The 25,679-nt window shown below is 67.9% G+C and carries 24 protein-coding genes; 11 read left to right on the forward strand and 13 right to left on the reverse strand.

Annotated elements, in window-relative coordinates; translation table 11 throughout:
• From CAL29_RS24850 to CAL29_RS24860, 3 genes are all read right to left on the reverse strand, one after another.
• Complete coding sequence (locus CAL29_RS24850; RefSeq protein ID WP_094855602.1) at positions 1-360, reverse strand: hypothetical protein; 360 nt, start codon at positions 358-360, stop codon at positions 1-3.
• 395 nt (positions 361-755) lie between these two features.
• Positions 756-1,964 carry an MFS transporter gene (locus CAL29_RS24855; RefSeq protein ID WP_094855603.1) on the reverse strand — a complete coding sequence of 403 codons (1,209 nt, stop codon included), beginning with the start codon at positions 1,962-1,964 and terminating at the stop codon, positions 756-758.
• A gap of 129 nt (positions 1,965-2,093) precedes the next feature.
• On the reverse strand, positions 2,094-3,107 hold the full coding sequence (locus CAL29_RS24860; RefSeq protein WP_094855604.1) for a LysR substrate-binding domain-containing protein: 1,014 nt from the start codon (positions 3,105-3,107) through the stop codon (positions 2,094-2,096).
• Positions 3,108-3,237: 130 nt separating this feature from the next.
• On the opposite strand from CAL29_RS24860, the gene CAL29_RS24865 reads away from it, so the two are divergent.
• The 5 genes from CAL29_RS24865 to CAL29_RS24885 all read left to right on the forward strand — a co-directional run bounded on the left by CAL29_RS24865 (position 3,238) and on the right by CAL29_RS24885 (position 10,557).
• Positions 3,238-5,535, forward strand: a complete 2,298-nt coding sequence (locus CAL29_RS24865) for an NADP-dependent malic enzyme (RefSeq protein WP_094855605.1) — start codon at positions 3,238-3,240, stop codon at positions 5,533-5,535.
• Between the two features lie 285 nt (positions 5,536-5,820).
• Positions 5,821-6,597, forward strand: a complete 777-nt coding sequence (locus CAL29_RS24870) for a sterol desaturase family protein (RefSeq protein WP_094855606.1) — start codon at positions 5,821-5,823, stop codon at positions 6,595-6,597.
• Between the two features lie 55 nt (positions 6,598-6,652).
• On the forward strand, positions 6,653-7,579 hold the full coding sequence (locus CAL29_RS24875; RefSeq protein WP_373559834.1) for a fatty acid desaturase: 927 nt from the start codon (positions 6,653-6,655) through the stop codon (positions 7,577-7,579).
• Positions 7,580-7,615: 36 nt separating this feature from the next.
• On the forward strand, positions 7,616-9,664 hold the full coding sequence (locus tag CAL29_RS24880; protein WP_094855608.1) for a StlD/DarB family beta-ketosynthase: 2,049 nt from the start codon (positions 7,616-7,618) through the stop codon (positions 9,662-9,664).
• The gene (locus CAL29_RS24885; RefSeq protein ID WP_094855609.1) at positions 9,661-10,557 is read left to right on the forward strand and encodes a DUF6999 family protein; all 897 of its coding nucleotides are present in this window, start codon (positions 9,661-9,663) and stop codon (positions 10,555-10,557) included. Before CAL29_RS24880 ends, CAL29_RS24885 begins: the two co-directional genes overlap by 4 nt.
• 84 nt (positions 10,558-10,641) lie before the next feature.
• Here the strand turns inward: CAL29_RS24885 and CAL29_RS24890 are convergent, their stop codons facing one another.
• The gene (locus tag CAL29_RS24890) at positions 10,642-11,097 is read right to left on the reverse strand and encodes a universal stress protein (RefSeq protein ID WP_179284174.1); all 456 of its coding nucleotides are present in this window, start codon (positions 11,095-11,097) and stop codon (positions 10,642-10,644) included.
• A gap of 208 nt (positions 11,098-11,305) precedes the next feature.
• On the opposite strand from CAL29_RS24890, the gene CAL29_RS24895 reads away from it, so the two are divergent.
• The 3 genes from CAL29_RS24895 to CAL29_RS24905 all read left to right on the forward strand — a co-directional run bounded on the left by CAL29_RS24895 (position 11,306) and on the right by CAL29_RS24905 (position 14,193).
• The gene (locus CAL29_RS24895) at positions 11,306-12,130 is read left to right on the forward strand and encodes a universal stress protein (protein WP_094855611.1); all 825 of its coding nucleotides are present in this window, start codon (positions 11,306-11,308) and stop codon (positions 12,128-12,130) included.
• Between the two features lie 249 nt (positions 12,131-12,379).
• Complete coding sequence (locus CAL29_RS24900; protein ID WP_373559835.1) at positions 12,380-13,543, forward strand: PAS domain-containing sensor histidine kinase; 1,164 nt, start codon at positions 12,380-12,382, stop codon at positions 13,541-13,543.
• Entirely contained in the window at positions 13,540-14,193 is a 654-nt protein-coding gene (locus tag CAL29_RS24905; protein ID WP_094855613.1) for a response regulator, read from the forward strand. The genes CAL29_RS24900 and CAL29_RS24905 overlap by 4 nt, the downstream gene beginning before the upstream one ends.
• A gap of 22 nt (positions 14,194-14,215) precedes the next feature.
• Here the strand turns inward: CAL29_RS24905 and CAL29_RS24910 are convergent, their stop codons facing one another.
• Both CAL29_RS24910 and CAL29_RS24915 read right to left on the reverse strand, forming a co-directional pair.
• Entirely contained in the window at positions 14,216-15,289 is a 1,074-nt protein-coding gene (locus CAL29_RS24910; protein WP_094855614.1) for an Ldh family oxidoreductase, read from the reverse strand.
• 26 nt (positions 15,290-15,315) lie between these two features.
• Positions 15,316-16,443 carry an L-talarate/galactarate dehydratase gene (locus tag CAL29_RS24915; RefSeq protein ID WP_256977734.1) on the reverse strand — a complete coding sequence of 376 codons (1,128 nt, stop codon included), beginning with the start codon at positions 16,441-16,443 and terminating at the stop codon, positions 15,316-15,318.
• Positions 16,444-16,647: 204 nt separating this feature from the next.
• Between CAL29_RS24915 and CAL29_RS24920 the strand changes: the two genes are divergently transcribed.
• The 3 genes from CAL29_RS24920 to CAL29_RS24930 all read left to right on the forward strand — a co-directional run bounded on the left by CAL29_RS24920 (position 16,648) and on the right by CAL29_RS24930 (position 19,494).
• The gene (locus tag CAL29_RS24920) at positions 16,648-17,361 is read left to right on the forward strand and encodes a GntR family transcriptional regulator (protein ID WP_094855616.1); all 714 of its coding nucleotides are present in this window, start codon (positions 16,648-16,650) and stop codon (positions 17,359-17,361) included.
• Positions 17,362-17,467: 106 nt separating this feature from the next.
• Complete coding sequence (locus CAL29_RS24925; protein ID WP_094855617.1) at positions 17,468-18,460, forward strand: Bug family tripartite tricarboxylate transporter substrate binding protein; 993 nt, start codon at positions 17,468-17,470, stop codon at positions 18,458-18,460.
• A 38-nt stretch (positions 18,461-18,498) separates the two neighbouring features.
• Positions 18,499-19,494 (forward strand): Bug family tripartite tricarboxylate transporter substrate binding protein, encoded by a 996-nt coding sequence (locus CAL29_RS24930; RefSeq protein WP_094855618.1) that lies wholly within the window; start codon positions 18,499-18,501, stop codon positions 19,492-19,494.
• Between the two features lie 87 nt (positions 19,495-19,581).
• Here the strand turns inward: CAL29_RS24930 and CAL29_RS24935 are convergent, their stop codons facing one another.
• From CAL29_RS24935 to CAL29_RS24965, 7 genes are all read right to left on the reverse strand, one after another.
• Entirely contained in the window at positions 19,582-20,055 is a 474-nt protein-coding gene (locus tag CAL29_RS24935; protein WP_094855619.1) for a DUF2269 family protein, read from the reverse strand.
• Positions 20,052-21,359 carry an SDR family oxidoreductase gene (locus CAL29_RS24940; RefSeq protein ID WP_094856896.1) on the reverse strand — a complete coding sequence of 436 codons (1,308 nt, stop codon included), beginning with the start codon at positions 21,357-21,359 and terminating at the stop codon, positions 20,052-20,054. Before CAL29_RS24940 ends, CAL29_RS24935 begins: the two co-directional genes overlap by 4 nt.
• A gap of 183 nt (positions 21,360-21,542) precedes the next feature.
• Complete coding sequence (locus tag CAL29_RS24945) at positions 21,543-22,073, reverse strand: GbsR/MarR family transcriptional regulator (RefSeq protein WP_094855620.1); 531 nt, start codon at positions 22,071-22,073, stop codon at positions 21,543-21,545.
• A 121-nt stretch (positions 22,074-22,194) separates the two neighbouring features.
• Positions 22,195-22,959, reverse strand: a complete 765-nt coding sequence (locus tag CAL29_RS24950) for an amino acid ABC transporter ATP-binding protein (RefSeq protein WP_094855621.1) — start codon at positions 22,957-22,959, stop codon at positions 22,195-22,197.
• On the reverse strand, positions 22,956-23,630 hold the full coding sequence (locus CAL29_RS24955; RefSeq protein WP_094855622.1) for an amino acid ABC transporter permease: 675 nt from the start codon (positions 23,628-23,630) through the stop codon (positions 22,956-22,958). Before CAL29_RS24955 ends, CAL29_RS24950 begins: the two co-directional genes overlap by 4 nt.
• 98 nt (positions 23,631-23,728) lie before the next feature.
• Complete coding sequence (locus CAL29_RS24960; protein ID WP_256977737.1) at positions 23,729-24,562, reverse strand: transporter substrate-binding domain-containing protein; 834 nt, start codon at positions 24,560-24,562, stop codon at positions 23,729-23,731.
• 276 nt (positions 24,563-24,838) lie between these two features.
• Complete coding sequence (locus CAL29_RS24965) at positions 24,839-25,612, reverse strand: aspartate/glutamate racemase family protein (protein ID WP_094855624.1); 774 nt, start codon at positions 25,610-25,612, stop codon at positions 24,839-24,841.
• Positions 25,613-25,679 lie beyond the last annotated feature (67 nt).

Here is a 25,679-nt window from a genome sequence, read left to right on the forward strand (position 1 = left end):
TTACCCCCTCGCCGGCACGCGGGCCGCACGCTCGGCGCGCGTGCCGGTCGTGACATGGACGAGACACGCGGAACCGGCCGGCGCGGCATGCAGGGCATGGACGCGCAGTTCGCGGCAAAGCGCGCCCAGCCAGCCGAGCAGCGACGAGATGTCGCCGTTGTTGCTGCGCAAGCGCACCATCGTGGAGGCCTGGACGCCGTCGACCGAGTACCGCACCTCGGCGACCGTTTCCGGCCGCGTTTGCAAGGCCAGGTAAAGACGCTTGCGGATGATGGCCAGGTCGCCGGCGGCGCCGTAGAACGTTACGTTGAGAAAAGCCGGCGCGGCGGGCGCGCGGCGGGTGGGGGCGAGCTGCAACATGCGCGTCTCCTTGAAAGCAAGAGTGACCCAAGGCGTTGGTGGTGTATTGGGCGCGCGCATGCTCCCCCGTGGGCCAGGACCAGAAGTCCGGCCTGTCCGTGGAAAGCAGGAAAGGGAGAATGTGAGCCGGAAATCCCGGCAGCGTTCCTCCGCCAGACCGGGCTGGAGGAAACGCGAGGCGAAAGCCGCTGCGTCAGCCTACGAAGCCCGGTGCGCGCCGCTGGCGCTACTACATCCGTCGTCGTCCACAGCGGACTCCTTATTCGATATCGACGGGACGTAGTGTAGGACGGGCGGCGCGTGCAAAACAGGCGGCGCGGGATATACCTTGGTATCGTTGCCGGGGCCGCGCGGGGCCGTGGCCGGCGGCGCCGTCCGGCGCCCCGCGCTTGGTATCAGGCCTGGCAGGCCACCGCCCGGCGGCGGCGCGACACCTGCGCCAGCACCAGCAACAGACCGGCGATGGCGATGGCCGCGCCCGCCAGCGGCAAGGCCGCATAGCCCAGGCCCGCCGAAATCGTGGCGCCGCCGACCGCCGCGCCCAGGGCGTTGCCCAGGTTGAAGGCGCCGACGTTGACCGAGGAGGCCAGGCCGGGCGCCCGCTCGGCCGCCCGCATCACGCCCATCTGCAGCGGCGGCACCACGGCGAAAGTCGCCATGCCCCACAGCAGCAGGGACACGGCGGCGCCCGCGTGATACCGGCCCAGCAGCGGGAACGCCAGCATCACCACGATCAACAGCGTGAGGAAGCCGATCAGGCTGCCCGCCAGCGAGCGGTCCGCCAGCTTGCCGCCCGCCGCGTTGCCGATGGAGAAGCCGATGCCGATCAGCACCAGCATGGCCGTGACGAATTCCGGGCTGGCGCCGGTCAGCGACTTCAGCGTGGGCGCGATATAGGTATAGAGCGTGAACATGGCGCCGGAACCCAGCACCGTCGTCAGCAGCGCCACCAGCACCGCCGGCTGCGTCAACACCGCCATCTCGGCGCGCACGTCCGGCCGCCGGCCGCCCTCGCCGCGCGGCAGGGCCAGCCACAGCGCGCTCATCGCCAGCACGCCCAGCACGGCGGTCGCGGCGAAGGACATGCGCCAGCCTATGGTCTGGCCCAGCCAGGTGGCCGCCGGCACGCCGCCGATATTGGCGATGGTCAGTCCCATGAACATGGTGGCGACGGCGCTGGCCTGCTTGTGGCGCGGCACCACGCTGGCGGCCACCAGCGAGCCCAGGCCGAAGAAGGCGCCGTGGTTCAGGCTGGTCACCAGGCGCGCCAGCAGCAGGGTGTAATAGCCGGGCGCCATCGCCGACAGCAGGTTGCCCAGCGTGAAGATGCTCATCAGGACGATCAGCGCGGTGCGGCGCGACCAGCGCGACAGCGCCAGCGTCATCAGGGGCGCGCCCAGCATCACGCCGATGGCGTAGGCGCTGACCAGCATGCCGGCGCTGGGGATGGACACGTGCACGCCCTCGGCGATGACGGGCAGCAGGCCCATGGGCGAGAACTCGGTGGTGCCGATGCCGAAGGCGCCGACGGTCAGGGCGAAGAGGGCAAAACCGGGAGAGGCATCCGTCCGGGGACGGGTAGTCGAAGTAGGAAGGTCGGACATGGGGGAGCTCGCGGCAGCCAATGCTGCATAGCAAAATAAAGCTGAAGTTTGCCGCATCCGGTCCCGCTCAAACACCACCGCCGGGGCGAAAGACTCTTGCCGCCAAGTCAACAATGCCGCCCTGCCGCTTTACCTGAACGAGACGTTTCCCTGTCCCTGGCCGTCGGCCGCGCCCACCGGCGCCCCGCCGTGGATCTCGCGGCAGACCTGGCGCAGGGACTCGGCGAACAGGGCGTCGACCGAGCGGGCGCCGCGCGCGCGGGTGAAAAGCGCGATGGGCGGCAGGGTCCAGTCGAAGGAATACGGCACGATGGCCACCCCGGCGATGCGCACCAGTTCGTCGGCCACGTCCGACGGCACGATGGAAATCGCCGTCTCGCTGGCGGCGATCATCTCGCCGATCAGCCTGGCCGAACCGCTTTCCACGATGGGCGTGGGCGGCGCCAGCCCGGCGCCCAGGAACATGTCGGCCACCTGCTCGCGCATCGGCGTGTGCGGCGCGCCCAGGATCCAGTCCAGCCCGGCCAGCACCGGCCAGTCCAGGCGGGTGCGCCCCAGCCGGGCGGCCAGGCGGCGGCTGGCGATCAGGCGCGGCTGCTGCTGGTAAAGGCGCTCGAACGCCACGCCCTCCAGGTCCAGCGTGGCCGAGGCGCGGCCGATCACGATGTCGACGTCGTGCTCGCGCAGCCGCGCCAGCAACTGGACGCTGGCCGCCTCGTGCACCGTCACGGTCAGCCGGCGCGCGCCGTCGGGCAAGGTGCGCTGGATGGCGGCGGAGAGGATGCGGCCGGAGATGAAGGGAATGACCCCGATGTGCAGATGCGCCGCATGGCCGGCGACTACGGTCTCCATGTCCCGCACGAGGTGTTCCAGGTCGTGGATCATGGCGCCGGCCCGGGCCAGCACCACCTCGCCCAGGGCGGTCGGCGCCATGCCGCGCACGGAGCGGTCGAACAGCGGCGCCCCGAACATGCCTTCCAGCTCGGCCAGGGCGTTGGTGATGGCCGGCTGGCTGCTGGCCATGCGCTCGGCCACCCGCGTCAGCGAACCGTAGCGCCGGATATTCAGCAGCAGGGTGAGATGGCGCATCTTCAGGCGCGCGCCCAGGCGGCGCAGCACCTCATCGGGTTCGAATCCGCCCATGGCCCGGCGTGACCTCGCTCATTTCATAAGGAAAATATTATCGAATCATAGCAATTCAGAATTCCAGGGTTATGTCTGGCGGCCTAGAATGCCTTCCATGCCGATTCAGGCCCAGGGAGAGGAAAGAACCATGACCACCGACAACGACCGCAAAGCCGCCCTCGACTATCACGAGCTTCCCGTTCCGGGGAAAATTGCCGTCACCGCCAGCAAGCCCCTGGTGACCCAGCGCGACCTGGCGCTGGCGTACACGCCCGGCGTGGCGGCGGCCTGTGAGGAAATCGTCGCGGATCCGGTCAACGCCGTGCGCTACACCAGCCGCGGCAACCTGGTGGGCGTCATCACCAACGGCACGGCCGTGCTGGGCCTGGGCAATATCGGCGCGCTGGCCTCCAAGCCGGTGATGGAAGGCAAGGCGGTGCTGTTCAAGAAGTTCGCCGGCATCGACGTCTTCGACATCGAGATCAACGAAACCGATCCCGACAAGCTGGTGACCATCATCGCCGGCCTGGAAGCCACCTTCGGCGGCATCAACCTGGAAGACATCAAGGCGCCGGAGTGCTTCACCGTCGAGCGCAAGCTGCGCGAGCGCATGAAGATCCCCGTCTTCCATGACGACCAGCATGGCACCGCCATCACTGTCAGCGCGGCCTTCATCAACGGCCTGAAGGTGGTGGGCAAGGACATCGACAAGGTCAAGGTGGTCACCTCCGGCGCCGGCGCGGCCGCGCTGGCCTGCCTGGAGCTGATGATCGACCTGGGCCTGCCGCTGGAGAACATCTGGGTCACCGACATCGAGGGCGTGGTCTACGAGGGCCGCACCGCGCTGATGGATCCGGACAAGCAGCGCTTCGCGCGCAAGACCGACCTGCGCAAGCTGGCCGAAGTCATCGAAGGGGCCGACGTGTTCCTGGGCCTGTCGGCCGGCGGCGTGCTCAAGGCGGAGATGGTCGCCAAGATGGCCCCCCGCCCGCTGATCCTGGCCCTGGCGAATCCGACGCCGGAAGTGCTGCCCGAGGTGGTCAAGAGCGTGCGCGACGACGCCGTGATGGCGACCGGCCGTTCGGACTATCCGAACCAGGTCAACAACGTGCTGTGCTTCCCCTATATCTTCCGCGGCGCGCTGGACGTGGGCGCCACCACCATCACGCGCGGCATGGAAAAGGCGGCGGTGCATGCCATCGCCGGCCTGGCCGAGGAAGAGCAGAACGAAATCGTCGCGGCCGCCTACGGCACCTATGACATTTCCTTCGGCGCCGACTATTTCATTCCCAAGCCCTTCGATCCGCGGCTGATCGTGCGCATCGCGCCGGCCGTGGCCAAGGCCGCCATGGAAGAAGGCGTGGCTACCCGTCCGCTGACGGACATGGAAGCCTACGTCGGCCAGTTGCAGCAGTTCGTGCACCACTCCGGCGCCTTCATGAAGCCGCTGTTCTCGGCCGCCAAGCAGTTCGTGCGCGACGGCGGCAAGGCCCGCATCGTCTTCACCGAGGGCGAGGACGAGCGCGTGCTGCGCGCGGTGCAGGTCATCGTCGACGAGAAACTGGCCCGCCCCATCCTGGTCGGCCGCCCCGCCGTGCTGCTGTCACGCATCGAGAAATTCGGCCTGCGCCTGCGCCTGGGCCAGGACGTCGAGGTCACCAACCCCGAGTTCGACGAGCGCTTCCATCAATATTGGACGACGTACTGGGACCTGATGAACCGGCGCGGCGTCACCAAGGAAATGGCGCGCGTGGAAATGCGCCGCCGCCTGACCCTGATCGGTTCGATGATGGTGCGCCTGGGCGACGCCGACGGCATGATCTGCGGCACCGTGTTCGGCTACCACGACCACCTGCGCTTCATCGACGAGGTCATCGGCAAGAAGCCGGGCGCCAGGACCTATGCGGCGATGAACATCCTGCTGCTGGACGAGCGCACGGTGGCGCTGCTCGACACCCACGTCAACGAGAACCCGAGCGCCGAGCAGATCGCCGAATACACCATCGCGGCGGCCGAGGAAATGCGGCGCATGAACCTGGAGCCCAAGGTGGCGCTGTTGTCGCGTTCGAGCTACGGTTCGGGCAGTTCGGCCTCGGGCGAGAAGATGCGCGAGGCGCTGCGCCTGATCCGCGAACAGGCGCCCGACCTGGAAGTCGACGGCGAAATGCATGGCGACTGCGCGCTGGACGAGGCCCTGCGCCTGAAGGTGCTGCCGGATTCCCCGCTCAAGGGCGCGGCCAACCTGCTGGTCTGCCCCAACGTGGATGCCGGCAACATCGCGTACAACCTGCTGAAGACCGCCGCGGGCAGCAACGTCGCCGTGGGTCCCTTCCTGCTGGGCGTGAATGCGCCGGTGCATATCCTGACGTCGAGTTCGACGGTGCGGCGCATCGTCAACATGGCGGCGCTGACGGTGCTCAAGGCGAATCGCGAACCGGCGGTGTAAGAGACGGTTCCGGGGCATCCGCGCCACGGCGCGGATGCTTGAAATCGTGCCCGACCCGCCGGGGTTGGGCGGCCAAGACTCAAGACAATATGTAATCTATATCAAAGACATGTAATCAGAAGCCAGTCAAACGCCAGGATATTCTCCCGGGAAGCACTGGGATTGCTTATGATCCCGCCCGTCCCGAGTGAAACAAAAAATGCCCCCACGCCGCGCGGCTGCGCCGCTTGCTGCCCCCCGAGGGGGCTTTTTTTGCCTTGGGGCGGCCCAGCGGAAAAAACATTCATGGCATCAGCGTTCCTAGCGTTGTCCGCCTGGCAGGTCATGCTGGCGGGGCTGCTGTTCTTCGGCGGCATCTACCTGGTATTCGGCGCGGCCACCTGGCTGCTGACGCATCGCATCCTGCCCGCGCTGGGCGTGGGCCGCGTCCTCGATCCGCGCCCGCTGGCGCCGGGCCAGTTGCGACGGGAGATGGCCCAGTCCGGCGTCTCCGTCCTGCTGTTCGGCACCGGCATGATCTTTCCCTGGGGGCTGCTCCAGCTAGGCTGGGCGCACCTGGCCATGAACGCCGGCGGCGCCCGCATCGCGCTGGAAATCCTCTTCCTGCTGGCCTGGAACGACGTCCATTTCTGGATCAACCATCGCCTGCTGCACACCCGCCCGCTGCGCCGCTTCCACCTGCCGCACCACCGCTCCATCGTCACCACGCCGTTCTCGACCTACAGCTTCCACCCCATCGAAGCGCTGATGCTGGGCAACGTCATCCTGCTGCCCATGGTGCTGCACGACTTCAGCTTCTGGTCGCTGCTGTCGGTGCCCTTGTTCAGCCTGTTCTTCAACTGCATCGGCCACGCCAACTACGATTTCTTCCCGCGCGTGTCCTATGCGCACTGGTTCGCCGCCAGCCGCCGGCATCATCTGCACCACGCCTGCTATCACGGCAACTACGGTTTCCAGTTCACCTTCATGGACCGGCTGTTCCGGACCCGCCTGGACGCGGACGCCGCCGCTCGGCAATTGCATGCCCATGAACAGCGGGCAGGTCTCGATGCGCGCGCCTAGCCGGGCCGCCCCGTCCGGCCGCGACGGCGTCGGCGTCGGCGTCGGCGGCCGGACCATCGCGGAACGCGCGCCCCGCGGCTGGCGGACGCGGCTGCCGGTCCTGCGCCACCGCCGCGACCTCCAGAGCCTCGCCTATCTGGCCGCCCTGCCGGCGCTGGCGGCCTGGCAATGGCTCTATGGATTCCAGTGGCTGCTCTATGCGCTGATGCTGTTCCTGACGCTGGGCATCGGCGTGATCCACCACAACCATACGCACCTGCGCATGTGGCGCGGACGCTGGGCCAATCGCGCCACGGACATCTGGATCACCCTGCTGCAAGGCCATCCCACCTTCGTGTTCTATCCCGCCCACGTGGCGAATCACCATCGGCACCGGCATGGCGCCCGCGACGCCGCCCGCACCTACCGATTCGGCGGCGACACCAACCATCTGTGGGGCTATCTCATCCATCCCGTGCAGGCGGTCTGGGTCCTGTATCCGCTTTTCATCGCCTGGCTGGGCCGGCTGCGCCGCCACCATCCCGGGGCCTGGCGCTACTGCATGGTGCAATACGGCGCCTGGCTGGGCCTGTGGGGCGGGCTGCTGGCGCTGCATCCCGCCAAGGCGCTGGCCTACGTCATCGTGCCGCAACTGCATGGTCTTCACTGGCTGCTGGCCACCAACTATTTGCAGCACGCGCACGCCGACGGCGGGCCGCAACGCGGCCGCGCGCTGAGCTACGCGCGGAATTTCGAGGGCCTGCTCAACCCCCTGCTTTTCAACATCGGCCTGCATACGGCGCATCACGAGCACTCGCGCGCGCACTGGTCCGAACTGGCCCGCCTGCATCGCGAACACTACCGGGCGCGCGTGCCGGCCGGCCTTAACGAAGGCGGCCTGGTGCCGTACATGTTCCGCGTCTTCGTCCTGGGCGCTTTCAGCGCGCGTTTCCGCACCCGGTCCCTGAATCCGCCCCGGCACAACCCCGGGCCGGCCCGCTAGGCCGGCGAGCCCCGCATTTCCACCCGGAGGATACCCATGCCCACCCCGTTTCATCGTGTCTACCTGGAAAGCGCCGGCTATTTCATGCCGGGCAGCCCCGTGTCCAACGAAGAAATGGACCGCTACATCGCGCCGCTGAACCGCATCTCCGGCCGCATCAAGCACCGTATCCTGGCCGAGAACGGCATCAAGCAGCGCTACTACGCGATCGACGCCGACGGCGCCACCACGCTGACCAACGCGCAGCTCGCCGTCGGCGCCATCCGCGACTGCCTGCGGCGCAACGAAATACCGCTGGACGACGTATCGCTGCTGGCCAGCGGCTCCTCGGGCGGCGATGCCCTGATGCCGGGCTTCGCCAACATGATCCAGGGCGAGCTGGCGGCCCCGCCCATGGAGACCCTGTCCGTGCACGGCATCTGCGCCGCGGGCGTGGCGGCGATCCAGGCGGCGGCGCAGGCGGTCGAACTGGGCGGCCACGCCACCGCCCTGGCCGTGGCCAGCGAAATGCCGTCGCGCCTGTTCAAGCGCTCCCGTTTCGCGGCGCGCGGCTACGACGCGGACTTCGACGCGCATTTCCTGCGCTGGATGCTGTCGGACGGCGCTGGCGCCGTGGTGCTGGGGCGAGGCCTGCGCGCGCTACCCGGCATCTCGCGCGGCGTGCGCCTGCGGCTGAAATGGGTGCACCAGCGCGCGTTCTCCGGCGACTATCCGGTCTGCATGCAACTGGGCCTGTCCGCCGACCGCGCGCGCGGGCACCTGGACTATCCCTCCTGGACCGACGCCGAGACGGACGGCGCGCTGTCGCTGCGCCAGGACATCCGGCTGCTGCCGCACCTGTTCGACATCGGCATCCACGAATACGCGGGGCTGGTGCGCGACGGCTGGGTCGATCCGCGGCACATCCATCATTTCCTGTGCCACTACTCGTCCGAGAAATTCATTCCGGTCGTGGAAGACCTGCTGGAGAAGGCCGGCCTGGCGATCGCGCGCGAGCGGTGGTTCAGCAACCTGGCCTGGCGCGGCAACACCGGCGCGGCCTCCATCCTCATCATGCTCGCCGAATTCCTGGAGACCCGCGAGATCCGGCCGGGCGAGCAGATACTGTGCTACATCCCCGAATCCGGGCGCTTCACGACGGCGTATATGTTGTGGGAAGCCGAAGCGGCGGACGGATCGGCGCGCGTTTCCGTGGGCGCCCCGGCCGCCGCGCCGGACGACGCCGGCGGCGGGCGCGCCGCCATGCCGGACGCCGGAAGCGGGACCGACGGCGGGGCCAAGTCTCAAGCAAGCACAGGAACAGCGCCCGGAAACGACGCCAACTCGGCCGCCGCCGAACATATCGCCCCGCCGCACGATCCCGACAGCGCGCCCGAAGCGCTGGGTCCGCTGCTGACCGAGCTGGCGTCGATCTGGCACGATTACCGCTCGCGCGTCTGGCGCACGCCGGTCGTCCGCCACCTGCGCAACCGCCGCTTCCGGACCGCCGACTACGTGAACTGGATGGCGAACTGGATTCCCCAGGTGCGCGAGGGCAGCAAGTGGATGCGCGAAGGCGCCGCCTCCCTCGGGCCCGCCTGGCAGCCGCTGGCCGCCCTCATCGACACGCACGCCGGCGAGGAACAGAACGACTTCAAGATCCTGTTCGGGGACTACCGCAAGGCCGGCGGCGCCATCGAGGACATCGACGCCCTGCGCCGCAATCCCGGCGGCGAGGCGCTCAACGCCTACCTGCACGGCCTGGCCGCCACGCGCGACCCCATCGGCCTGCTGGGCGCCATCTACATCATCGAGGGCACGGGCCAGCGCATCATCCCGGCCCTGCTGCCCCTGCTCAAGGCCAGCCTGTCCCTGCCGCCCGACGCCTTCCGCTTCCTCGAATACCACGGGCAGAATGACGAACACCATCTCGCGCGCTGGCTCGCGGCGGTGGAGCTGGCGCTGGATTGCGACGAGGACGGCAAGGCCGGACGGCGCATCGCGGACACCGCGCGCCGCACGGCGGCGTTGTACCTGATGCAATTCCAGTACGTGATGGAGGATCACCCCGCCATGGAACATCGCCCGGAGGACGACGCGGCATGAATCAGGAACCCGAATTCCTGGCCCGGGGCCATGACCCGGCCGACCCCAATCCCTGGCTGGCGCTGTACCTGGACCGCAGCACGCCCCTGCCCGACAAGGTGAAGAAGGCCTGGCTGACCGATTCGAGCAGCCGCTCGCGCCAATACCTGCTGCCCTTCCTGCGGCCGCTGGCGCGCGCCTTCATCATCCTGATCCAGGTGCTGAAGACCTTCCTGCCCAAGCGCTGGTCGCACTCGCGGCTGCTGCACCGCATCCTGGCGTGGGGCCTGGCGCGTTTCGTCTCGCCCGAGGCCAACTGGCTGATCCTGCGGCATTTCCACCTGGGCGCGCAGATACTGGCCTTCATCGCCGCCAACTCGCCCGTGCCCGTCGCGACGACGCCGCTGGAGCCGCGCGGGATCGAGGACCTGAAGGACGACCTCTTCGTCAAGCACGACCTCAACCTGTTCAATTTCGTGATTCGCCTGAACCAGGCGCTGCGGGACGCGGGGGTCGAGATGCACGCGCCGGCGCGCGTGGACTACTCGATGATCCGCGATCCGGGACTGCGGCTGGAAGACCTGCCGCACAAGCCGCTGAACTTCCTCGACCTGCAAAGCGCGATCGAGCTGTTCACGCCGCTGTACCAGTTGATGCTGACGGACAACGACTTCTGGCGCGCCGCCAACTCCCTGCAACTGGACGAGACCATAGGCATCTACGCGGCCAAGCTGCTGGGCGCGCCCCAGCACCTGATCCTGGTCAACAACAATCACCCGCTGGTGCCCATGTCCACGCTGCGGGCGGGCTACCGGCTGGTGCTGCACGGGCTGTCCACCGAAATGCTGCACAGCCTGTTGATGGAATTGAAAGCCGCCCAGGAGGGCGGCACGCCGCCGGCGCCGATTGCGTGACGGCAGGATCGGGCGGCGGACGGTTCAGATAGATGGTTCAGACGGACGGATCAAGCCGCCGGCCGGCCGCCCGCCCGAACTCCTTTAAGCCCCTGCCTTCGCCGGCACGAGCAGCACCGGGCGCGTCGACAGGCGCAGGAAGGCCTCGGCCACGCTGCCCAGCACCATGCGCTGGAAACCGCGGCGGCCATGGGTGCCCAGCACCACCAGGTCGGCGCCCTCTTCCTCGGCGGCGTCCTGCAATTGCTGGGCAATGGTCTGGGTGATGCCTTCCTTGTCGATGAAGCGGGCCTTGCCCCGCACGCCGGCGGCCGTCAGGCGCTCGTTGGCCATGGCCACCACCTTGTTGGCTTCCTCCATCATGGCGTCGTGGAAAGGCGTCACGTCGTAGATGGCGGCGCTGTAATACGCGCTGGAATACTCCACGACGTAGACCGGCACCACTTCCGCGTTTTCCGTGCTGCCCAGGTGCAGGGCATGCTCCAAGGCGGCCTGGGCCACGTCGCTGCCGTCGAGGGCAACCAGAATTTTGCGATACATGAAAGACTCTCCTAGGGTCGGCGTTGATGTGGCCATGATCCGGCGTACGCCGCCCGGACGCCATGACCTGGGTCAAGATTCACCCCCCGACCCGCACTGTACCCCCGCCGGCGGCGACCCGCACACCCTTTGAGCCACGTCAATACACCGCGGGCGCCCCGCCCCTACGATTCCGGCTGGGATTTCACGATTATTGCTGGGGTTGCCCATGTTCAAGCGCATCGCCGTCCACCTCGATGACGACGCCGCGTGCACGCGCCGCGTGCGGGCCGCGGCGCAGGTCGCGCGCGACCACGCCGCCGCCCTGGTCGGCATCTACACCAGTTACCTGCCGCCGCAGTACGTCTACGACGAGGGCATCGTCCCGGACGACGTCTACGCGGTGCTGCAACGCCGCCTCGCCGACAACCGCAACGTCGCCCGCGAATGTCTGCAACGGGCGGCGCGCGAGGCCGGCGTCGCGGTCCAATGGCGCGCGCCCGAGGGCTCGCCCGCGGACGTGCTGGCGCGCCATGCGCGCACCTGTGACCTGCTGGTGCTGGGCCAGTCCGGCGAGGACGATCCGGAGAGCGTCGTCACCCCCTACTTCACCGAGTCCGTCATCATGACGCTGGGGCGGCCGGTGCTGATCATCCCCACGGCCGGCGACCTGCCGCCGCTCGGCCGCAACATCCTGTTCTGCTGGGACCAGGGCCGCGAGGCGTCGCGGGCGCTGGCCGACGCCGATCCCGTGCTGCGCCGGGCCAGCGAACTGCTGGTGCTGTCGGTGTCGTCGCGCCCCATCGCGCCGGCGCTGCGCGACGACCTGCACGACTACTTCTCCGTGCACGACTATCCCCTGCCGCAGCGGCTGATCCGCGACGGCCGCCAGAGCGACGTCGGCCGCATCATCCTGGAATGCGTGGAGGAACGCGGGAGCGACCTCGTCATCATGGGCGCGTACGGCCACCACCGGCTGCGCGAATGGGTCATGGGCGGCGCCTGCAGCACCGTGCTGCGCGCGGCGACCGTGCCGGTCCTGCTGTCGCACTGACCATGCCGGTCCCGTGGACGACCGCGGCCGCGGCGACGACACCCCGCCGGCCCACGACGTATACTCTGGACGCTCGCCCACGCCCGCGGCGCCGCCATTCCGTCCCCGGCGGCGGTACGCGGCCCGGCCATCGGCACGGGCGCGGCGTCCTGGTTTCCCGCTCTCCATTCCTTCGCCATGCCATCGGTCCTGCCGTCGCTACTGCTCGCCCTCGCCTGTGCCGCATTGGGTTTCCTTGCCGCGCGGTGGCTGCAGCGCCGTGCGCCCGCTTCCGTCCCGCCCCCCTCCGCCGCGGCCGCAGGCGGCCGGCCCGGCTGCGAGAACAAGGCGCCCCGCGCGGCCGCGCCCAGCGAGAGCCGTCTCTACGGAATCATCCAGGCAGCCATGGAGGCCATCATTACGGTGGATGCCTCCCAGACCATCATCATCTTCAACCCGGCGGCCGAGCGCATCTTCCTCTGCCCCGCGGCCGAAGCCATCGGCACCTCGCTCAACCGCTTCATCCCTCCCCGTTTCCGCCATACGCACCCGCAGGACCTGGCGCGTTTCGGCCGTACCGGGGTCTCGGAGCGGCAAATGGGCGGTGACCGCAAAGTGACCGGCCTGCGCGCCAACGGCGAGGAATTCCCGCTGGAGGCGTCCATCTCGCAGTGGGAAGACGAGCACGGCAAGCTCTACACCGTGCAATTGCGCGACGTCACCGAGCGCGAGCGGGCCAACCGCGAACTGGAGCTCTCGCGCAACGAACTGACGCGGCTGTCCACCGCCATCCAGAACATCCGCGAGGAAGAAAAAGCCCACATCGCGCGCGAACTGCACGACGATCTCGGGCAAAGCCTCACCGCCATGAAAATGGGCCTGTCGCTGCTGGAGGGCATGCTGCCGCCCGACGCCGCGGCGGCGCGCGCGCAGGCGGCGGCGCTGCATGCCTTGATCAACGCCACGGTGGGCTCGGTGCGGCGGATCGCCTCCAACTTGCGGCCCGTCATGCTGGATGACCTGGGACTTTTCGCGGCGGTCGAATGGCTGGCCCAGGACTTCAGCGAGCGCTACGCCATCGAGACGGATGTTCATGTCAGCGGGGAACAGATAGCATTGGGGCACGAGCTCACCACCGCGGTGTTCCGCATCGTCCAGGAAGCGTTCACCAACACGGCGCGGCATGCCGGCGCCACCCGCATTTCCCTGCGCCTGGAATGCGACGCGCAACAGTGCCGCATCGACATCCGCGACAACGGCGTCGGGGCGACGCCCTCGCAGATGGCCAAGGCGGAATCCTTCGGCCTGCTGGGCATCCGCGAGCGCGTGCGCCTGCTGGGAGGCACCCTCGTCCTGGATAGCGAACCCGCGAAGGGCTTTCGCCTGACGGCGACCGTTCCCATCGCCATCGACACCGCCGAAGAGACCCTATGACACGCATCCTGCTGGCCGACGATCACACCCTGGTCCGGGAAGGGTTGAAACAGATCCTGGGCATGGCCGACGGCCTGTCGGTCAAGGGCGAGGCCGCCAACGGCGCCGAGGCCCTGGCCCTGCTGCGCCAGGGCGAATGGGACGTGCTGCTGCTGGATCTTTCCATGCCGGGCCGCAGCGGCGTCGAGCTGATCCGCCAGATCCGGGACGAATTTCCCCGCCTGCCCATCCTGGTGCTGACCATGCACGGCGAGCAGCAATATGCCGTGCGCGCGCTGAAGGCCGGCGCGTCCGGCTACCTGACCAAGGAAAGCGCCGCCGCCGAACTGGTGGCGGCGGTGCGCAAGGTGGCCTCCGGCGGCGTCTACCTGAACATGGACATCGCCGAGAAAATCGCGCGCGACTTCCAGCCCGAGGCCACCGAACTGCCCCACGAGCAATTGTCCGACCGCGAATACTCGGTCTTCCGCCACCTGGCCATGGGCCGCACCATAGGCGAGATCGCCGCCCTGCTTTGCATCAGCGGCAAGACCATCAGCACCTACAAGACGCGCATCCAGCAAAAGATGCGGATCAACAACCAGGCCGAACTGATCCACTACGCCATCAAGCACCGGCTATTGGACGAGACCGGCGAGGGGTTCGAGTAGGCTTGGCCGGGAAGGCGGCGGATCAGCCGCCTGCCGCCCTGGACGCCGGCAGGCTCACCCCCAGCGACTTCGCGGCCTCGGCGAGCGGCCGCCAGACCACCGGCGCATAGGCGATTCCGTCCCGCATGGCGGCACGGCGCAGGCGGGCGGCCTCATCGCCCGGCAGGCGCACGGGCCGGGCCGGATCCACCGGCGGATTCGCGCGGCATGCGTCGCCGAAGAAACCCGTCTGCCGCTGGAACTCGTCGCGTCCCGCGAAGAAATCCGGGTCCAGCACCTGGAGAAAAACGTTCCCGCCGCCCCACTGCACCGGCTTGTCGGCGCGGCCGTAGCCGGACAAGCCCTGCGACAGCGCCTCTATCATCAGCGCGAGGCCAAACCCCTTGTGGCCGTACTCCTGGCCGCCGATCAACTGGAGGGAGCCGCGCGGCTCCGTGTGTTCGAGCACGGCGGGGTCGTCGGTGGCCCGCCCGTCGCCATCCAGCAGCCATTTGTGCTCGAATCGTTCGCCCAGGGCGTGCTTGGTGCGCGTCATCGACGTGGTCGTGATGCTCGCGCAGATATCCACCAGCACGGGATGATCCTGGCCCGGATAGCCGAAGGCAAAAGGATTCGGCGTGAACAAGGCCTCCTTGCCACCATAGGGCGCGACCCGTTTCGCGGAAGGCTCGGAATTGGCGATGGTCGCCACCAGCCCGCGATCCGTGGCGAGCCTGGTCAAGGTCGCGAGGCAGCCGATATGGTGGCTGCGGCGTATCGCGATCGACACCACGCCATGGCTTGCGACCCGGCTTGCCGCCAGGGAAATGGCTTGATCCATCAGCCACAGCCCGGGCAGGCGGCGCGCGTCGATGACCAGCGCGGCGCCCCGGTCGGACACGATCTCGTAGCTGCCTTCCAGGGTCATGCTGCCCTTGGCGATATCCGAGAGATATAGGGGCAGCAGCGCCAGCCCGTGGGTGCGGCGTCCCATGGCGTCGGTCTCGACCAGCAGCTCCGCGACGCGTTGCGCCTTCTCGCGCTCCATGCCGGCTTGCGCCAGCAGGCCGGCGCCGAACGCCACCAGGTCCACGATCGCGTATCGGTTTTCACTCATGCATGTCTCCCTTCATCCCTTCATCATCAATAAGCGGCGGTGCGCACCGTCTCTTGCGCGGCCCGCCATTGCGCGGCGGCGTCCGCCAGGCTGAAGCCCAGGCCGGGCGCCGTCGGCATATGCATCTGGCCGCCGCTTATCCGGATACGCTCGTTGAACGCGGGCTCCAGCCATTCGATGTGCTCCACCCAGCTTTCCAGGGGATAGGCGCAGGCCAGGTGGATATGGATTTCCATGACGAAGTGCGGCGCCAGCTTCATGCGGCGCGCCTCCGCCATCACCGCCACCTTCTGGAAAGGCGTCACGCCGCCGATGCGGGGCGCGTCCGGCTGCAGGAAGGTGACGGACCGCCCGTCGATGAGGTTGGAGACTTCCGCCACGCTGGACAACATCTCGCCCGTCGCGATGGGTGTGTCCAGGCGCTCGCTCAGGCGCGCGTGCCCCTCGTAGTCGTAGGCCGCCAGGGGCTCTTCCATCCAGGTCAGGCGGCAGGCTTCCAGGTCGCGGCCGGCCCGCAATGCCGTCGTGAAATCCCATTGCTGGTTGGCGTCCACCATCAGCGGCACGCCCGCGCCCAGGTGCGCGCGCACCGCTTCCACCCGGCCGATATCCTTGGCGACGTCGGGCTGGCCGACCTTCAGCTTGATGCCGCCGATGCCGGCGGACAGGGAACGATCGACGTTCGCCAGCACTTCGTCCAGCTCGGCGTTGAGATAGCCGCCCGAGGTGTTGTAGCAAGGCACGCTGTCGCGGTAGGCGCCCAGCAGCTTGCCCAGCGGCAGGCCGCAGCGGCGGGCCTTGAGGTCCCATAGCGCCAGGTCGAAGGCCGCGATGGCCTGCACGGTGACGCCGGTGCGGGCGACGGAGGCGCCCTGCCACGCCAGCTTCTCCCACAGGCGGCCGATGTCGGCGGGGTCTTCGCCGACCAGGAAGCCGGCGAGGTCGCGCGCATGGGCATACAGCGCCCTGCCGCCGGCCCGCAGCGAATAGCTGAAGCCGAAGCCTTCCTGGCCGTCCTCCGTGCGGACGAGGGCCGTCAGCATATCCACGTGGGAGAGCGCCTTCTGCCTCCCGGTCAGCACCTTGGCATCCGACAAGGCTTTCTTCAGCGGCACTTCGTACAGGCCGATTTCGACAGACGCGATTTTGTCCACAGCGAGGTCTCTTCCTTGAGTTGTCCGGCAGTATGCGCGGGGCGGCAAAGGCCTGTCAATATCGTGCACGATCCTTGATCGACGATATTCGATGTAGTAATCTGCGTCCGAACGAAGCCGCCATTCCGGCCGTCGGCGTGCGCCATATCGCCGCCCACCGGCGCCGGCGGACACGGCGCGCCTGCGGCCTACTCGGGAACATCCATGACCAAGACCTTGCCCCCCAACGTGATCCGGCTCGCCAAGACGCCCTTGTCCGAACAGGCCTACGAGGAACTCAAGCGGCAGATCCTCGACCAGACGCTGAAGCCCGGGCAGCGCCTGAACATCGACGCGCTGTCGCGCGCCTGCGGCATCAGCAGCTCGCCCTTGCGGGAGGCGCTGACGCGGCTCGGCGCCGAAGGCCTGGTCGCATTCACGGCCAACACGGGCTTCGCCGTCGCCCCCGTGCCGGACGCCAACCACATGCGGCAGTTGATGGAATTCCGGCTGCTGATCGAAATGCATTGCGCCCGGCAGGGCAGCGGCGACGCGGAAGCGGCCGGGCTGATGCGCGAATCGATACGCGCCATGGTGGCGCTGCGCAAGAAAGGCAGCAGCTACCGCCACTACCGCCAGTACATCGAACTCGAACAGTCCTTCCACCAGGCCCTGGTCGACAGCGCGCGCAACGAACCCATGTCGGCCGCCTGGCGCGAGCTGCACATGATCATCGTCGTGGCCCGCCTGTCCATCGTGCCCAACAGCGACACGCTCGGATCCGAAGCCGCCCTGACGGAACACGGACGCATCGTCGACGCCTTCGAGGCCGGCGACGGGGACGCCGCCGCCGAGGCCGTCCGCCTGCACCTGGGCGGCGCCTCCTCCCGCCTGCGCCTCGGCGCCGAATCCGACGGAGGCTTGAAAACCGCCAGTTGACGACGCGGGCCGCGCGCCCGCCCCGCAAGTTGCAGCACCTCTACATAAAAACCCGGCGGGAAGGCGGCATCGAAGCCGCCCACCCGCCGACCAAGGAGACAAGGCTATGCACAAACCCCTATCCGCCAGCCTGGCGATGCTGGCCGCCTGCGCCGCCGTCGCCGCGGCCGGTCCGGCGCAGGCCGCGGATGCGTATCCCGACCACCGCGTGACCCTCATCGTGCCTTTCGTCCCGGGCGGCGGCACCGACTCGGGCGCCCGCGTGCTGGCGACCAAGCTCTCGGAGAAATGGCATCAGTCCGTCGTCGTGGAGAACCGCGGCGGCGCGGGCGGCATACTCGGCGCCGACGCGGTGGCGCGCGCCAAGCCCGACGGCTACACGCTGCTGATGGGCAATGTCGGCACGCAGTCCATCAATCCCTACCTGTACGGCAAGCTGCCCTACGATCCCGCCAAGGCCTTCGTGCCCATCTCCATGGTGGCCGACCTGCCCTTGATCCTGGTCACCTCGCCCAAGTTCAAGGCCACCGATCTCAAGCAGATCATCGCCCTGGGCAAGGCGGAGCCGAACGCCTACAGCTACGCCAGCTCCGGCATCGGCAATTCCACGCACCTGGCCATGGAAGTCTTCGAGTCCGCCTCGGGCGCCCGCTTCCGCCACATTCCCTACAAGGGCGGCGGCCAGGCCAATGCGGACGTCATGTCCGGCGAAGTGCCCATGCAGTTCACGTCCATCTTCGGCGCGGTGGGAATGATCACCAGCGGCAAGTTCAGGCCCATCGCGGTGGCCGGCCCCGAGCGCTCGCTGGCGCTGCCCGACGTGCCGACGATGAAGGAGGCGGGACTGGAAAACGCCGACTTCGCGTCCTGGATAGGCGTGCTGGCGCCGGCCGGCACGCCCGCGCCCATCGTCGAGAAAATCGCGGCCGACATTCGCGAGGTCATGAGCACGAAGGAGGTGAAGGACCTGCTGGAGGCGCAGGGCGCCGTGCCCCACACCTCCACGCCCAAGGCGTTCGCGGATCACATCGCGGCGGACAACCGGCGCCTGTCGGCGCTGATCAGGAAGTTGGGCATACACGCGGACAGCGCGCAATAGGAGCAGCCACGATGGGAGCAGCCAAGACAGGACCAGCCATGAATCACTCCGACCCGACCTTTCCGTCCCGCCGCCGCCTGCTGATCGGCGGCGCCGCGATCGCGGCATCGTTGGCCGCGCCCGGCATCCGTGCCGCGCCGGCCTATCCCACCAAGCCGGTGCGCCTGGTCGTCCCGCTGCCGCCCGGCGGGGCGTCGGACGTGGTGGCCCGCCTCATGGGCAAGTACCTCAGCGAGAAGTGGGGCCAGCCCGTCATCGTCGAAAACCGCTCGGGGGCCAACGGCAACATCGGCGCCGCCTTCGTCGCCAAGTCCGACCCCGACGGCTACACCCTGCTGCTGATGGACCTGGGCAGCCTGGCGATCTCGCCCAGCCTGTATCCGGACCTGAACTACCAGCCCACGCGCGACCTCGCCCCGATCTCCGTCGTCGCGTACTCGCCGCATATCCTGGTGGTGCGCAACGGCCTGCCGGTGAAGACGATTGCCGATCTCGTCGACTATGCCCACCAGCATCCGGGCAAGCTCAACTACGGCGAAACGCCCGGCGCCATCACGCACCTGGCCGGCGTGCTGTTCGCCCGGAAAATGAACGTCGACTGGAACTACATCGGCTACAAAGGCGGCGCCCAGGTCATCGCGGACATCGCCAGCGGCCAGGTCGACGCGACGTTCAACAGCTATCTCGCCACCTATCCCCTGGTGGCCGGCGGACGGATGAAACTGCTCGCCGTGGCCAGCCCCAAGCGCTTCGCCCAGATCCCCGACACGCCCACGGTCGCGGAAACCATCCCGGGCTTCGTCACGGGATCGTGGCAAGGCCTGCTCGCGCCGGCCGGCACGCCCGCGGCGATCATCGACAAGATCCACGCGGATATCGCCGAAATCGTGGCGTTGCCGGACGTCAGGAAGCGCTTCGAGGAACTGGGATCGGAGAAGGTCGACCAGACGCCGGCGCAGTTCAAGCAATGGCTGGAGGAGCAGACGTCCACCTGGGGCAAGATCGTGCGCGACGGGCAGGTGAAGCTGCTTTGACACGCGCGCGTCCGGGGCCGCGCGGCGGGACCGCGATGCGCGCGGCCGGGTTTCTTGTCCGTGTTTCTTGTCATCCTGCCGGCCGCCCTAGATCGCGGGCTTGAGCACCATCAGGAAATACACCGCGATCATGGCGATGAAGGCGGGGTAGCCCAGGCGTTCCCACCAGAGCGCATAGCGCCAGTACCGCGCCGGCAGGGCTGACTCGCCGCCCGCGCGCGCCGCGGCCGCCATTTTCGCCATCTCCGCCTGTAGCCAGACCACGGGCAGCCAGCAGGCCCCCGCCAAGGCGTAGAGCCCGATGGACGCCAGGATCCAGGGCGTGGTCCAGGACCAGCCCACCGTATGCGCCAGCCAGAGGCCGGACAAGGGCTGGAAGATGACGGCCGGCGTGGTGAACCAGAGGTCGGCCCTGACGACCAGTCTCGACACCGTCGCGATGGACGCCACGTCGCGCGTCCGGTTCGCGAAGAAAAGATAGAAGGCCGTGCCGAAACCGGTCCCCACCATGAGGACGGAAGACAGGATGTGCAAGGCCTTGACCACAAGATAGGAATTCATGCGTTTTCCTCCTCGCTCAACAAAACGAACAACAGCGCCAGGATGGGCAGGTTCTTCAGGATCGGGCCGAAGGGATGCCACAGGTACTCCGGCAGCGCCACGGCGATAAGAAGGGAATAGGCCAGGATCAGCGCCGCCTGCGCCGCCCAGAGCCGCCGCCCGGGGCGCAGCAGCGTGGCCACGCCCAGGACGAAGTCCAGCGCCGACGCCAGGTACAGCGCCAGCAGCGCCGCGGCGCCATGCAGGTGGACGCGGGCGAGCAGGTCCAGGCTGGCGGCCCGGGGATGGACGAAGGCGCTGCAGATCGCCGTCCCTATCCAGGTGACGGCGAGCGCGCCGCGCAGCAGGGCCGGCCGCCACGCGGCCAGGGCCTCGCCGCGCAGCCGCGGCGCCTCTTCCGGACGGATGAAGCGTTCGACGCCGGCGGGCATGCGGCCCAGCGCCCGCGCGGTCGCGCCGGGGTCGGCGGTGTTGCCCGCGTTCAACATGCGCCAGGTGTCGCGCGTCAGCACCGAACCCGGGATCCGGTCCAGCAGCGCCGCGGCCAGGCCGACCAGCGGCGCGGGCGCCGCGATCCGCCACGCGGCGGGAAACGCCAGGGACTTCCGATAGGCGGCGAGCATGTCGCGGTACTCGACCTGGCTGCCGCCCACCAGGTCCAGCGGCCCGTCGCCGCCTGCTTCCGATTCCAGCAGCCTGACGACGATCTCGGCCAGCTCGTCGACGTGGATGGGCCGCAGCAATTGATGGCCGCCGGCGGGCAAGGGATGCACGGGCAGGCTCGCCAGCGCGCGGAAGAAACGCGACGAGGCGCCTGCCGTCCCGTAGACCAGGGCGGGACGGAGAATGTGGTGCGGGATGGGCAGCGACCGCAGATAATCGTCGGCCGCGCGCTTGCTCCGGAAATAAGGGGTGTCGCCGGCCTGCGCGCCCAGCGCCGAGACCTGGACGATGCGCCGCACGCCGGCCCGGCGGCACGCCTCGAACAGCGCGATCGGCGCGCGCCGGTGCAATAGATCGAAGGTCCGGCCCTTGCCTTCGACCAGGATGCCGACCGCGTTGACGACGACGTCGATATCGCGCAGGCGCGGCATCCAATCGGCGGGATCGATGTCGCGGGTGTAGTCGATGGCGATTTCGTCGTCGCGGCGGGCCGTCGTCACGCCCTTGAACACGCGGTGCCCCTGGCGCGCCAGGGCCTCGCACAGCGCGGCGCCGATGAAACCCCGCGCGCCGCAGATCAGGATGCTCAGGCATCGGCGGTCCATGTCGCGGGCCATCTTGCGGGCCATAACAGGGTCCATCACGCGGTCCATATCGATCTCCAATTTACAGTTATTTCTGTATAAACAGAAATAACATCTTGAAAAAAGCCCCCACGCCGCGCGGCTTGCGCCGCTTGCTGCCCCCCGAGGGGGCGTTTTTGCCTTGGGACGGCCCGGCGGCAAAAAAGCGGACGCATTCACCGTCCGCCGTCGCGCGTCCGCTTACTTGCCGGTGCGCCGCACCGCCCTGCTGATCTTCGCGCCCATGCCCAATGTCTTCATCAGGGTTTCGGGCTTCATGCGCAGCATCTCGTCGGCCCAGGTCGTCAGGGTTTCCAGGAAGGCCAGGGTGTCGCGGATGCGCTGCGCCGTGGCGGCATCCTCGGCCGCGATGTCCGGGCCAGCCAGGCTTTCCCGCAGCATCGTCAGCGTCGGATCGATCTCGCGCTGCCGCCGTCCTTCCACGATCAGCTTGAACAACTCCCAGACGTCCGTCGAGGTCTCGAAGTGGTCGCGCCGGTCGCCCATGACGTGGACCACCTTGGCCAGGCGCCACGCCTGCAATTCCTTGAGGCTGGTGCTCACGTTGGAGCGGGCGACGCCCAGGGTATCGGCGATTTCGTCCGCCGGCACCGGCCGCCCGAGCAGGTAGAGCAGCGCGTGGATCTGCGCGACGGTGCGGTTGACGCCCCAGCGGGAGCCCATTTCCCCCCAGTGGAGGATGAATCGTTCGGCGACAGGCGAGAGTTTCATGGGAGCCACTTTATGGTCTTCACAAATTTCTGTCAAGACAGAAATTTGTGAAACTTCGCCGGTCATCGAACTTGTCTTTCCGGCAAAAAAGGGCGCGGCGGCCCGCCCTCTCCCCTTGCGGTCACGCCTTGTTGAAACGCGCCAGGAAGGATTGCGTGGCCGCCTGCGCCGGGTTGTCGATGACCTGTTCGGCCGGCCCCGCCTCGACCACCACGCCGTCGCGCATGAAGATCACCTGGTCGGCGACCTCGCGCGCGAAGGCGATTTCGTGGGTCACGAGCAGCATGGTCATGCCGTCCTCCGCCAGCGCCTTGATGACGGCCAGCACCTCGCCGACCAGCTCGGGATCCAACGCCGAGGTCGCCTCGTCGAACAGCATGACGGACGGGCGCAGGGCCAGGGCGCGCGCGATCGCCACGCGCTGCTTCTGCCCGCCGGACAGCATGTCCGGATAGACGTCCGCCTTCGCCTCCAGGCCCACGCGCGTCAGCAGCTCCATCGCCAGCGCGTGCGCCCGCGTCTTCGGGATCTTCTGCACCGTCACCGGGCCTTCCATGACGTTCTGGACGGTGGTCATGTGCGGGAACAGGTTGAAGTGCTGGAACACCATGCCGGTGGTCGCGCGATAGCTGGCGAGCTCTTTCTCCGGCATGCGATGGCCGCGGGGGCTGTCGAAGTCCATGCTGCGCTCGCCCACCCGTATCCGGCCGCCGTCGGGCATCGTCAGCAGGTTGATGCAGCGGAGCAGCGTCGACTTGCCCGAGCCGGACGGGCCTATCATCGCCACCACCGAACCCCTGTCCACCTGCAACGAGATGTCCTTCAGCACCACGTGATCGCCGAACCGCTTGCTGAGGTTGTTGATCTCGATCATCGGGTCGCTCATGACGCGTTCCTGTCCTGTTTCGCCAGACGGTTTTCGATGCGCTTGGACCATAGCGTGGCCGGGAACAGCACGATGAAATAGCAGATGGCCGTGATGGTGTAGAGCTCCAGCGGGCGATAGGAATCGTGCGCCGCGGATTGGGCCTGGTACAGCAGGTCCGGCACGGCGATGACCGACAGCAGCGACGTGTTCTTCAACTGCATGATGGATTGGCTCATCAGGGGCGGCACCATGCGCCGGAAAGCCTGCGGCAGGATGATGCGGCTCATGACCTGGTCGCGCCGCATGCCCATGGCCAGGCCGGCCTCCGTCTGCCCCCAATCCACGCCCAGGATGCCCGCGCGCACGATCTCCGAATAGAAGGCGCCGCCGTACAGCGTCAACGACAATGCCGCGGCGGCGGTGGGCGACATCTCGATGTTCGTCAGGACGGGCAGCGCGTAGTAGAACCAGATCAGTTGCACGAGCACCGGCGTGCAGCGGAAGATTTCCACGTAAGCGCGCAGGATGCCCGCGATGTAGCGCGGCGCGCGCACGCGCCCGATGCCGACGGCCACGCCTACCGCCAGGCCCGCCGCCACCACGATGATCGTGTACACCACGGTATAGGCCAGGCCGCTCAGCAATAGCTTGTGATAGACCCAGATGGCGCCAAAGTCCCACTGATACACAACCGCTCCTTGAAATTCATGCGATGCCCGCGCGCCCGCTGGGATGGCGGGCGGCGGGCGCCGGGTCGAATGCCCCGGCGGCTAACCGTGGCAGGATGCTAGAACGTGGCTTCCTTGGGGAACAGCTTGGGATCGACGCCCGCCAGCTTCTGCATGTTGTCGATGATGGTCTGCTTGATCACGCCCTTGGAACGCTCGGCGTTCAGCCATTGATTGACGTATTCGGTGAAGGCCGGGTCGGGCTCCTTCTGCACGCCGATGGCGGTCGGCGCGGTGGCGGCCGGCGTCGGAATCACCAGGTGGCCCAGCCGCGGCGCCTTGGACAGCACGGTCACGGCCAGCAGGATCACCAGCACCTGCGCGTCCACGCGGCCGGTCTGCAAGGCCAGCGTGGCGTCGCCCGAGGTCTCGAAGCGGTGCAGCGCGGCCTTGGTCAGGGTCTGCGTGGCGAAGGTGTCCTGGTTCGACCCCTGGTCGACCGACAGGCGCACTTCGGGCTTGTTGACGTCATCCCAGGTATTGGGATCGAAACCTTTCTTCGCCACCAGCGTGAACGTATTCTGGAACAGCGTATCGGTGAAGCCCACCGTTTTCTTGCGCTGCTCGGTGGGCGCCAGGCCGAACATGCAGTCGATCTTGTTCGATTGCAGGTCCAGCACGGCGTTGCCCCACGTGGTGTCGATGGCCTGCAGCTTGACGCCGAGCGACTCGGCCAACTGGTTGGCGAAGTCGACGCAGAACCCTTGCCATTGGCCGGTCGCCACCGACTTGACGTAGTACGGCGCCGCGCCCGCGATGAAGCCGGTGCGCAATACCTTGGTGCGCTTGACGCGCGCCATGGTCGATTCATTCTGGGCGAACGCCGGCATGGAAATCATCGAGCCGAGGCCGAACGCGCACGTGGCCGAAACAAAACTTCTGCGTGTAATCACGGCAGTCTCCTGGATACAGAACATAGCGCTGGAAACGCGTCGGACAGCCCGCCCCGCGCGGCCGGGCCTGCCCATCGGGAGGAATTCTAATCGCGCCCACCCTGCTCCCAGGACCGGCGGTTCAGGAATTCGCCAGATTTCGGGTGCCGTGGGCAAAAAGCGGGGCCGAATATGGGACACGCTTATTTTTCGGCATGCATCAATGCGGGCAAACCCTGAAACCGGTGAACGCGGTTGCTCGGCCGATTGCGGATCCGACGACTACAGTCCGGGCTGCTATTCCGCTTGCAGTCCCGGTTGGAGTCCCGACTGCGGTGCCGGCTGCAATCCCGACTGCAACCGTATCGCGTCGATGAACCACCGCAGCATGCCCACCACGTCGAAGACGGGCAGCCCGGTCGCTTCGCGGACCGCCGCCGCGAAAGGCGGCATATTGGTGCATTCGAAGACGATGGCGCCAACCTCGGGATGGCTGGCGGCCAGCGCGCGCGCCGCCGCCACCATTTCCCGCTGGAGGACGGCGAAATCGGCTTCCGAAGGAGATGCCCGGTCGGTGAACACGCGCCGGAAAAGACTGTCTTCCGGCATGCCCGCGATCGGCGTCGCGCCGTCCACGCCGACGGCGGCAAGGTGGGCGCCGGTCAGGGCGGTCCGGTTGATGGTGAGTATGCCCACGCGCTTGCCCGCCGGCAGCATGCGCTCGACCATGGGAACCTGTAGCAGCGAGCTGGTCGCGACCGGAACGGACAGCCTGGCGCTCAACTCCCGTTGGAACAGGGCGAGGAAACCGCAACTGGTCGTGATGCCGCGCACCCCCATGTCGATCAATTCCTGCGCCGCGTCGACGAAAGGATCGAGCAGGCCGCGGCCGCGGTCCTCGATGACCCGCGCCGGCGTCGCGCCGCGCACGATCTTGAATTGCAGCGGCACGGACCAGGTGGCGGCGTTGCCGATTTCACCCGGGAAGCGCGTGAAGCGGGTGTCCAGCATGAGCACGCCCAGCGTGAGGCCGTGGACGACGGGGCGGACGTGGTTCGGATCGTGGGTCATGGTGGACGATGCTCGTGGGTGGTCTGACGGAGGGTGGTCTGGCGGGGCGTGGCCTGCTGGTGGATGA

The organism is Bordetella genomosp. 10, assembly GCF_002261225.1.
GTDB lineage: Bacteria > Pseudomonadota > Gammaproteobacteria > Burkholderiales > Burkholderiaceae_B > Bordetella_C.

Coding starts and splice junctions, on each gene's coding strand:
- CAL29_RS24850 (WP_094855602.1), bottom strand. CDS start 360: ATGTTGCAGCTCGCCCCCACCCGCCGCGCGCCCGCCGCGCCGGCTTTT.
- CAL29_RS24855 (WP_094855603.1), bottom strand. CDS start 1,964: ATGTCCGACCTTCCTACTTCGACTACCCGTCCCCGGACGGATGCCTCT.
- CAL29_RS24860 (WP_094855604.1), bottom strand. CDS start 3,107: ATGGGCGGATTCGAACCCGATGAGGTGCTGCGCCGCCTGGGCGCGCGC.
- CAL29_RS24865 (WP_094855605.1), top strand. CDS start 3,238: ATGACCACCGACAACGACCGCAAAGCCGCCCTCGACTATCACGAGCTT.
- CAL29_RS24870 (WP_094855606.1), top strand. CDS start 5,821: ATGGCATCAGCGTTCCTAGCGTTGTCCGCCTGGCAGGTCATGCTGGCG.
- CAL29_RS24880 (WP_094855608.1), top strand. CDS start 7,616: ATGCCCACCCCGTTTCATCGTGTCTACCTGGAAAGCGCCGGCTATTTC.
- CAL29_RS24885 (WP_094855609.1), top strand. CDS start 9,661: ATGAATCAGGAACCCGAATTCCTGGCCCGGGGCCATGACCCGGCCGAC.
- CAL29_RS24890 (WP_179284174.1), bottom strand. CDS start 11,097: ATGTATCGCAAAATTCTGGTTGCCCTCGACGGCAGCGACGTGGCCCAG.
- CAL29_RS24895 (WP_094855611.1), top strand. CDS start 11,306: ATGTTCAAGCGCATCGCCGTCCACCTCGATGACGACGCCGCGTGCACG.
- CAL29_RS24905 (WP_094855613.1), top strand. CDS start 13,540: ATGACACGCATCCTGCTGGCCGACGATCACACCCTGGTCCGGGAAGGG.
- CAL29_RS24910 (WP_094855614.1), bottom strand. CDS start 15,289: ATGAGTGAAAACCGATACGCGATCGTGGACCTGGTGGCGTTCGGCGCC.
- CAL29_RS24920 (WP_094855616.1), top strand. CDS start 16,648: ATGACCAAGACCTTGCCCCCCAACGTGATCCGGCTCGCCAAGACGCCC.
- CAL29_RS24925 (WP_094855617.1), top strand. CDS start 17,468: ATGCACAAACCCCTATCCGCCAGCCTGGCGATGCTGGCCGCCTGCGCC.
- CAL29_RS24930 (WP_094855618.1), top strand. CDS start 18,499: ATGAATCACTCCGACCCGACCTTTCCGTCCCGCCGCCGCCTGCTGATC.
- CAL29_RS24935 (WP_094855619.1), bottom strand. CDS start 20,055: ATGAATTCCTATCTTGTGGTCAAGGCCTTGCACATCCTGTCTTCCGTC.
- CAL29_RS24940 (WP_094856896.1), bottom strand. CDS start 21,359: ATGGACCCTGTTATGGCCCGCAAGATGGCCCGCGACATGGACCGCCGA.
- CAL29_RS24945 (WP_094855620.1), bottom strand. CDS start 22,073: ATGAAACTCTCGCCTGTCGCCGAACGATTCATCCTCCACTGGGGGGAA.
- CAL29_RS24950 (WP_094855621.1), bottom strand. CDS start 22,959: ATGAGCGACCCGATGATCGAGATCAACAACCTCAGCAAGCGGTTCGGC.
- CAL29_RS24965 (WP_094855624.1), bottom strand. CDS start 25,612: ATGACCCACGATCCGAACCACGTCCGCCCCGTCGTCCACGGCCTCACG.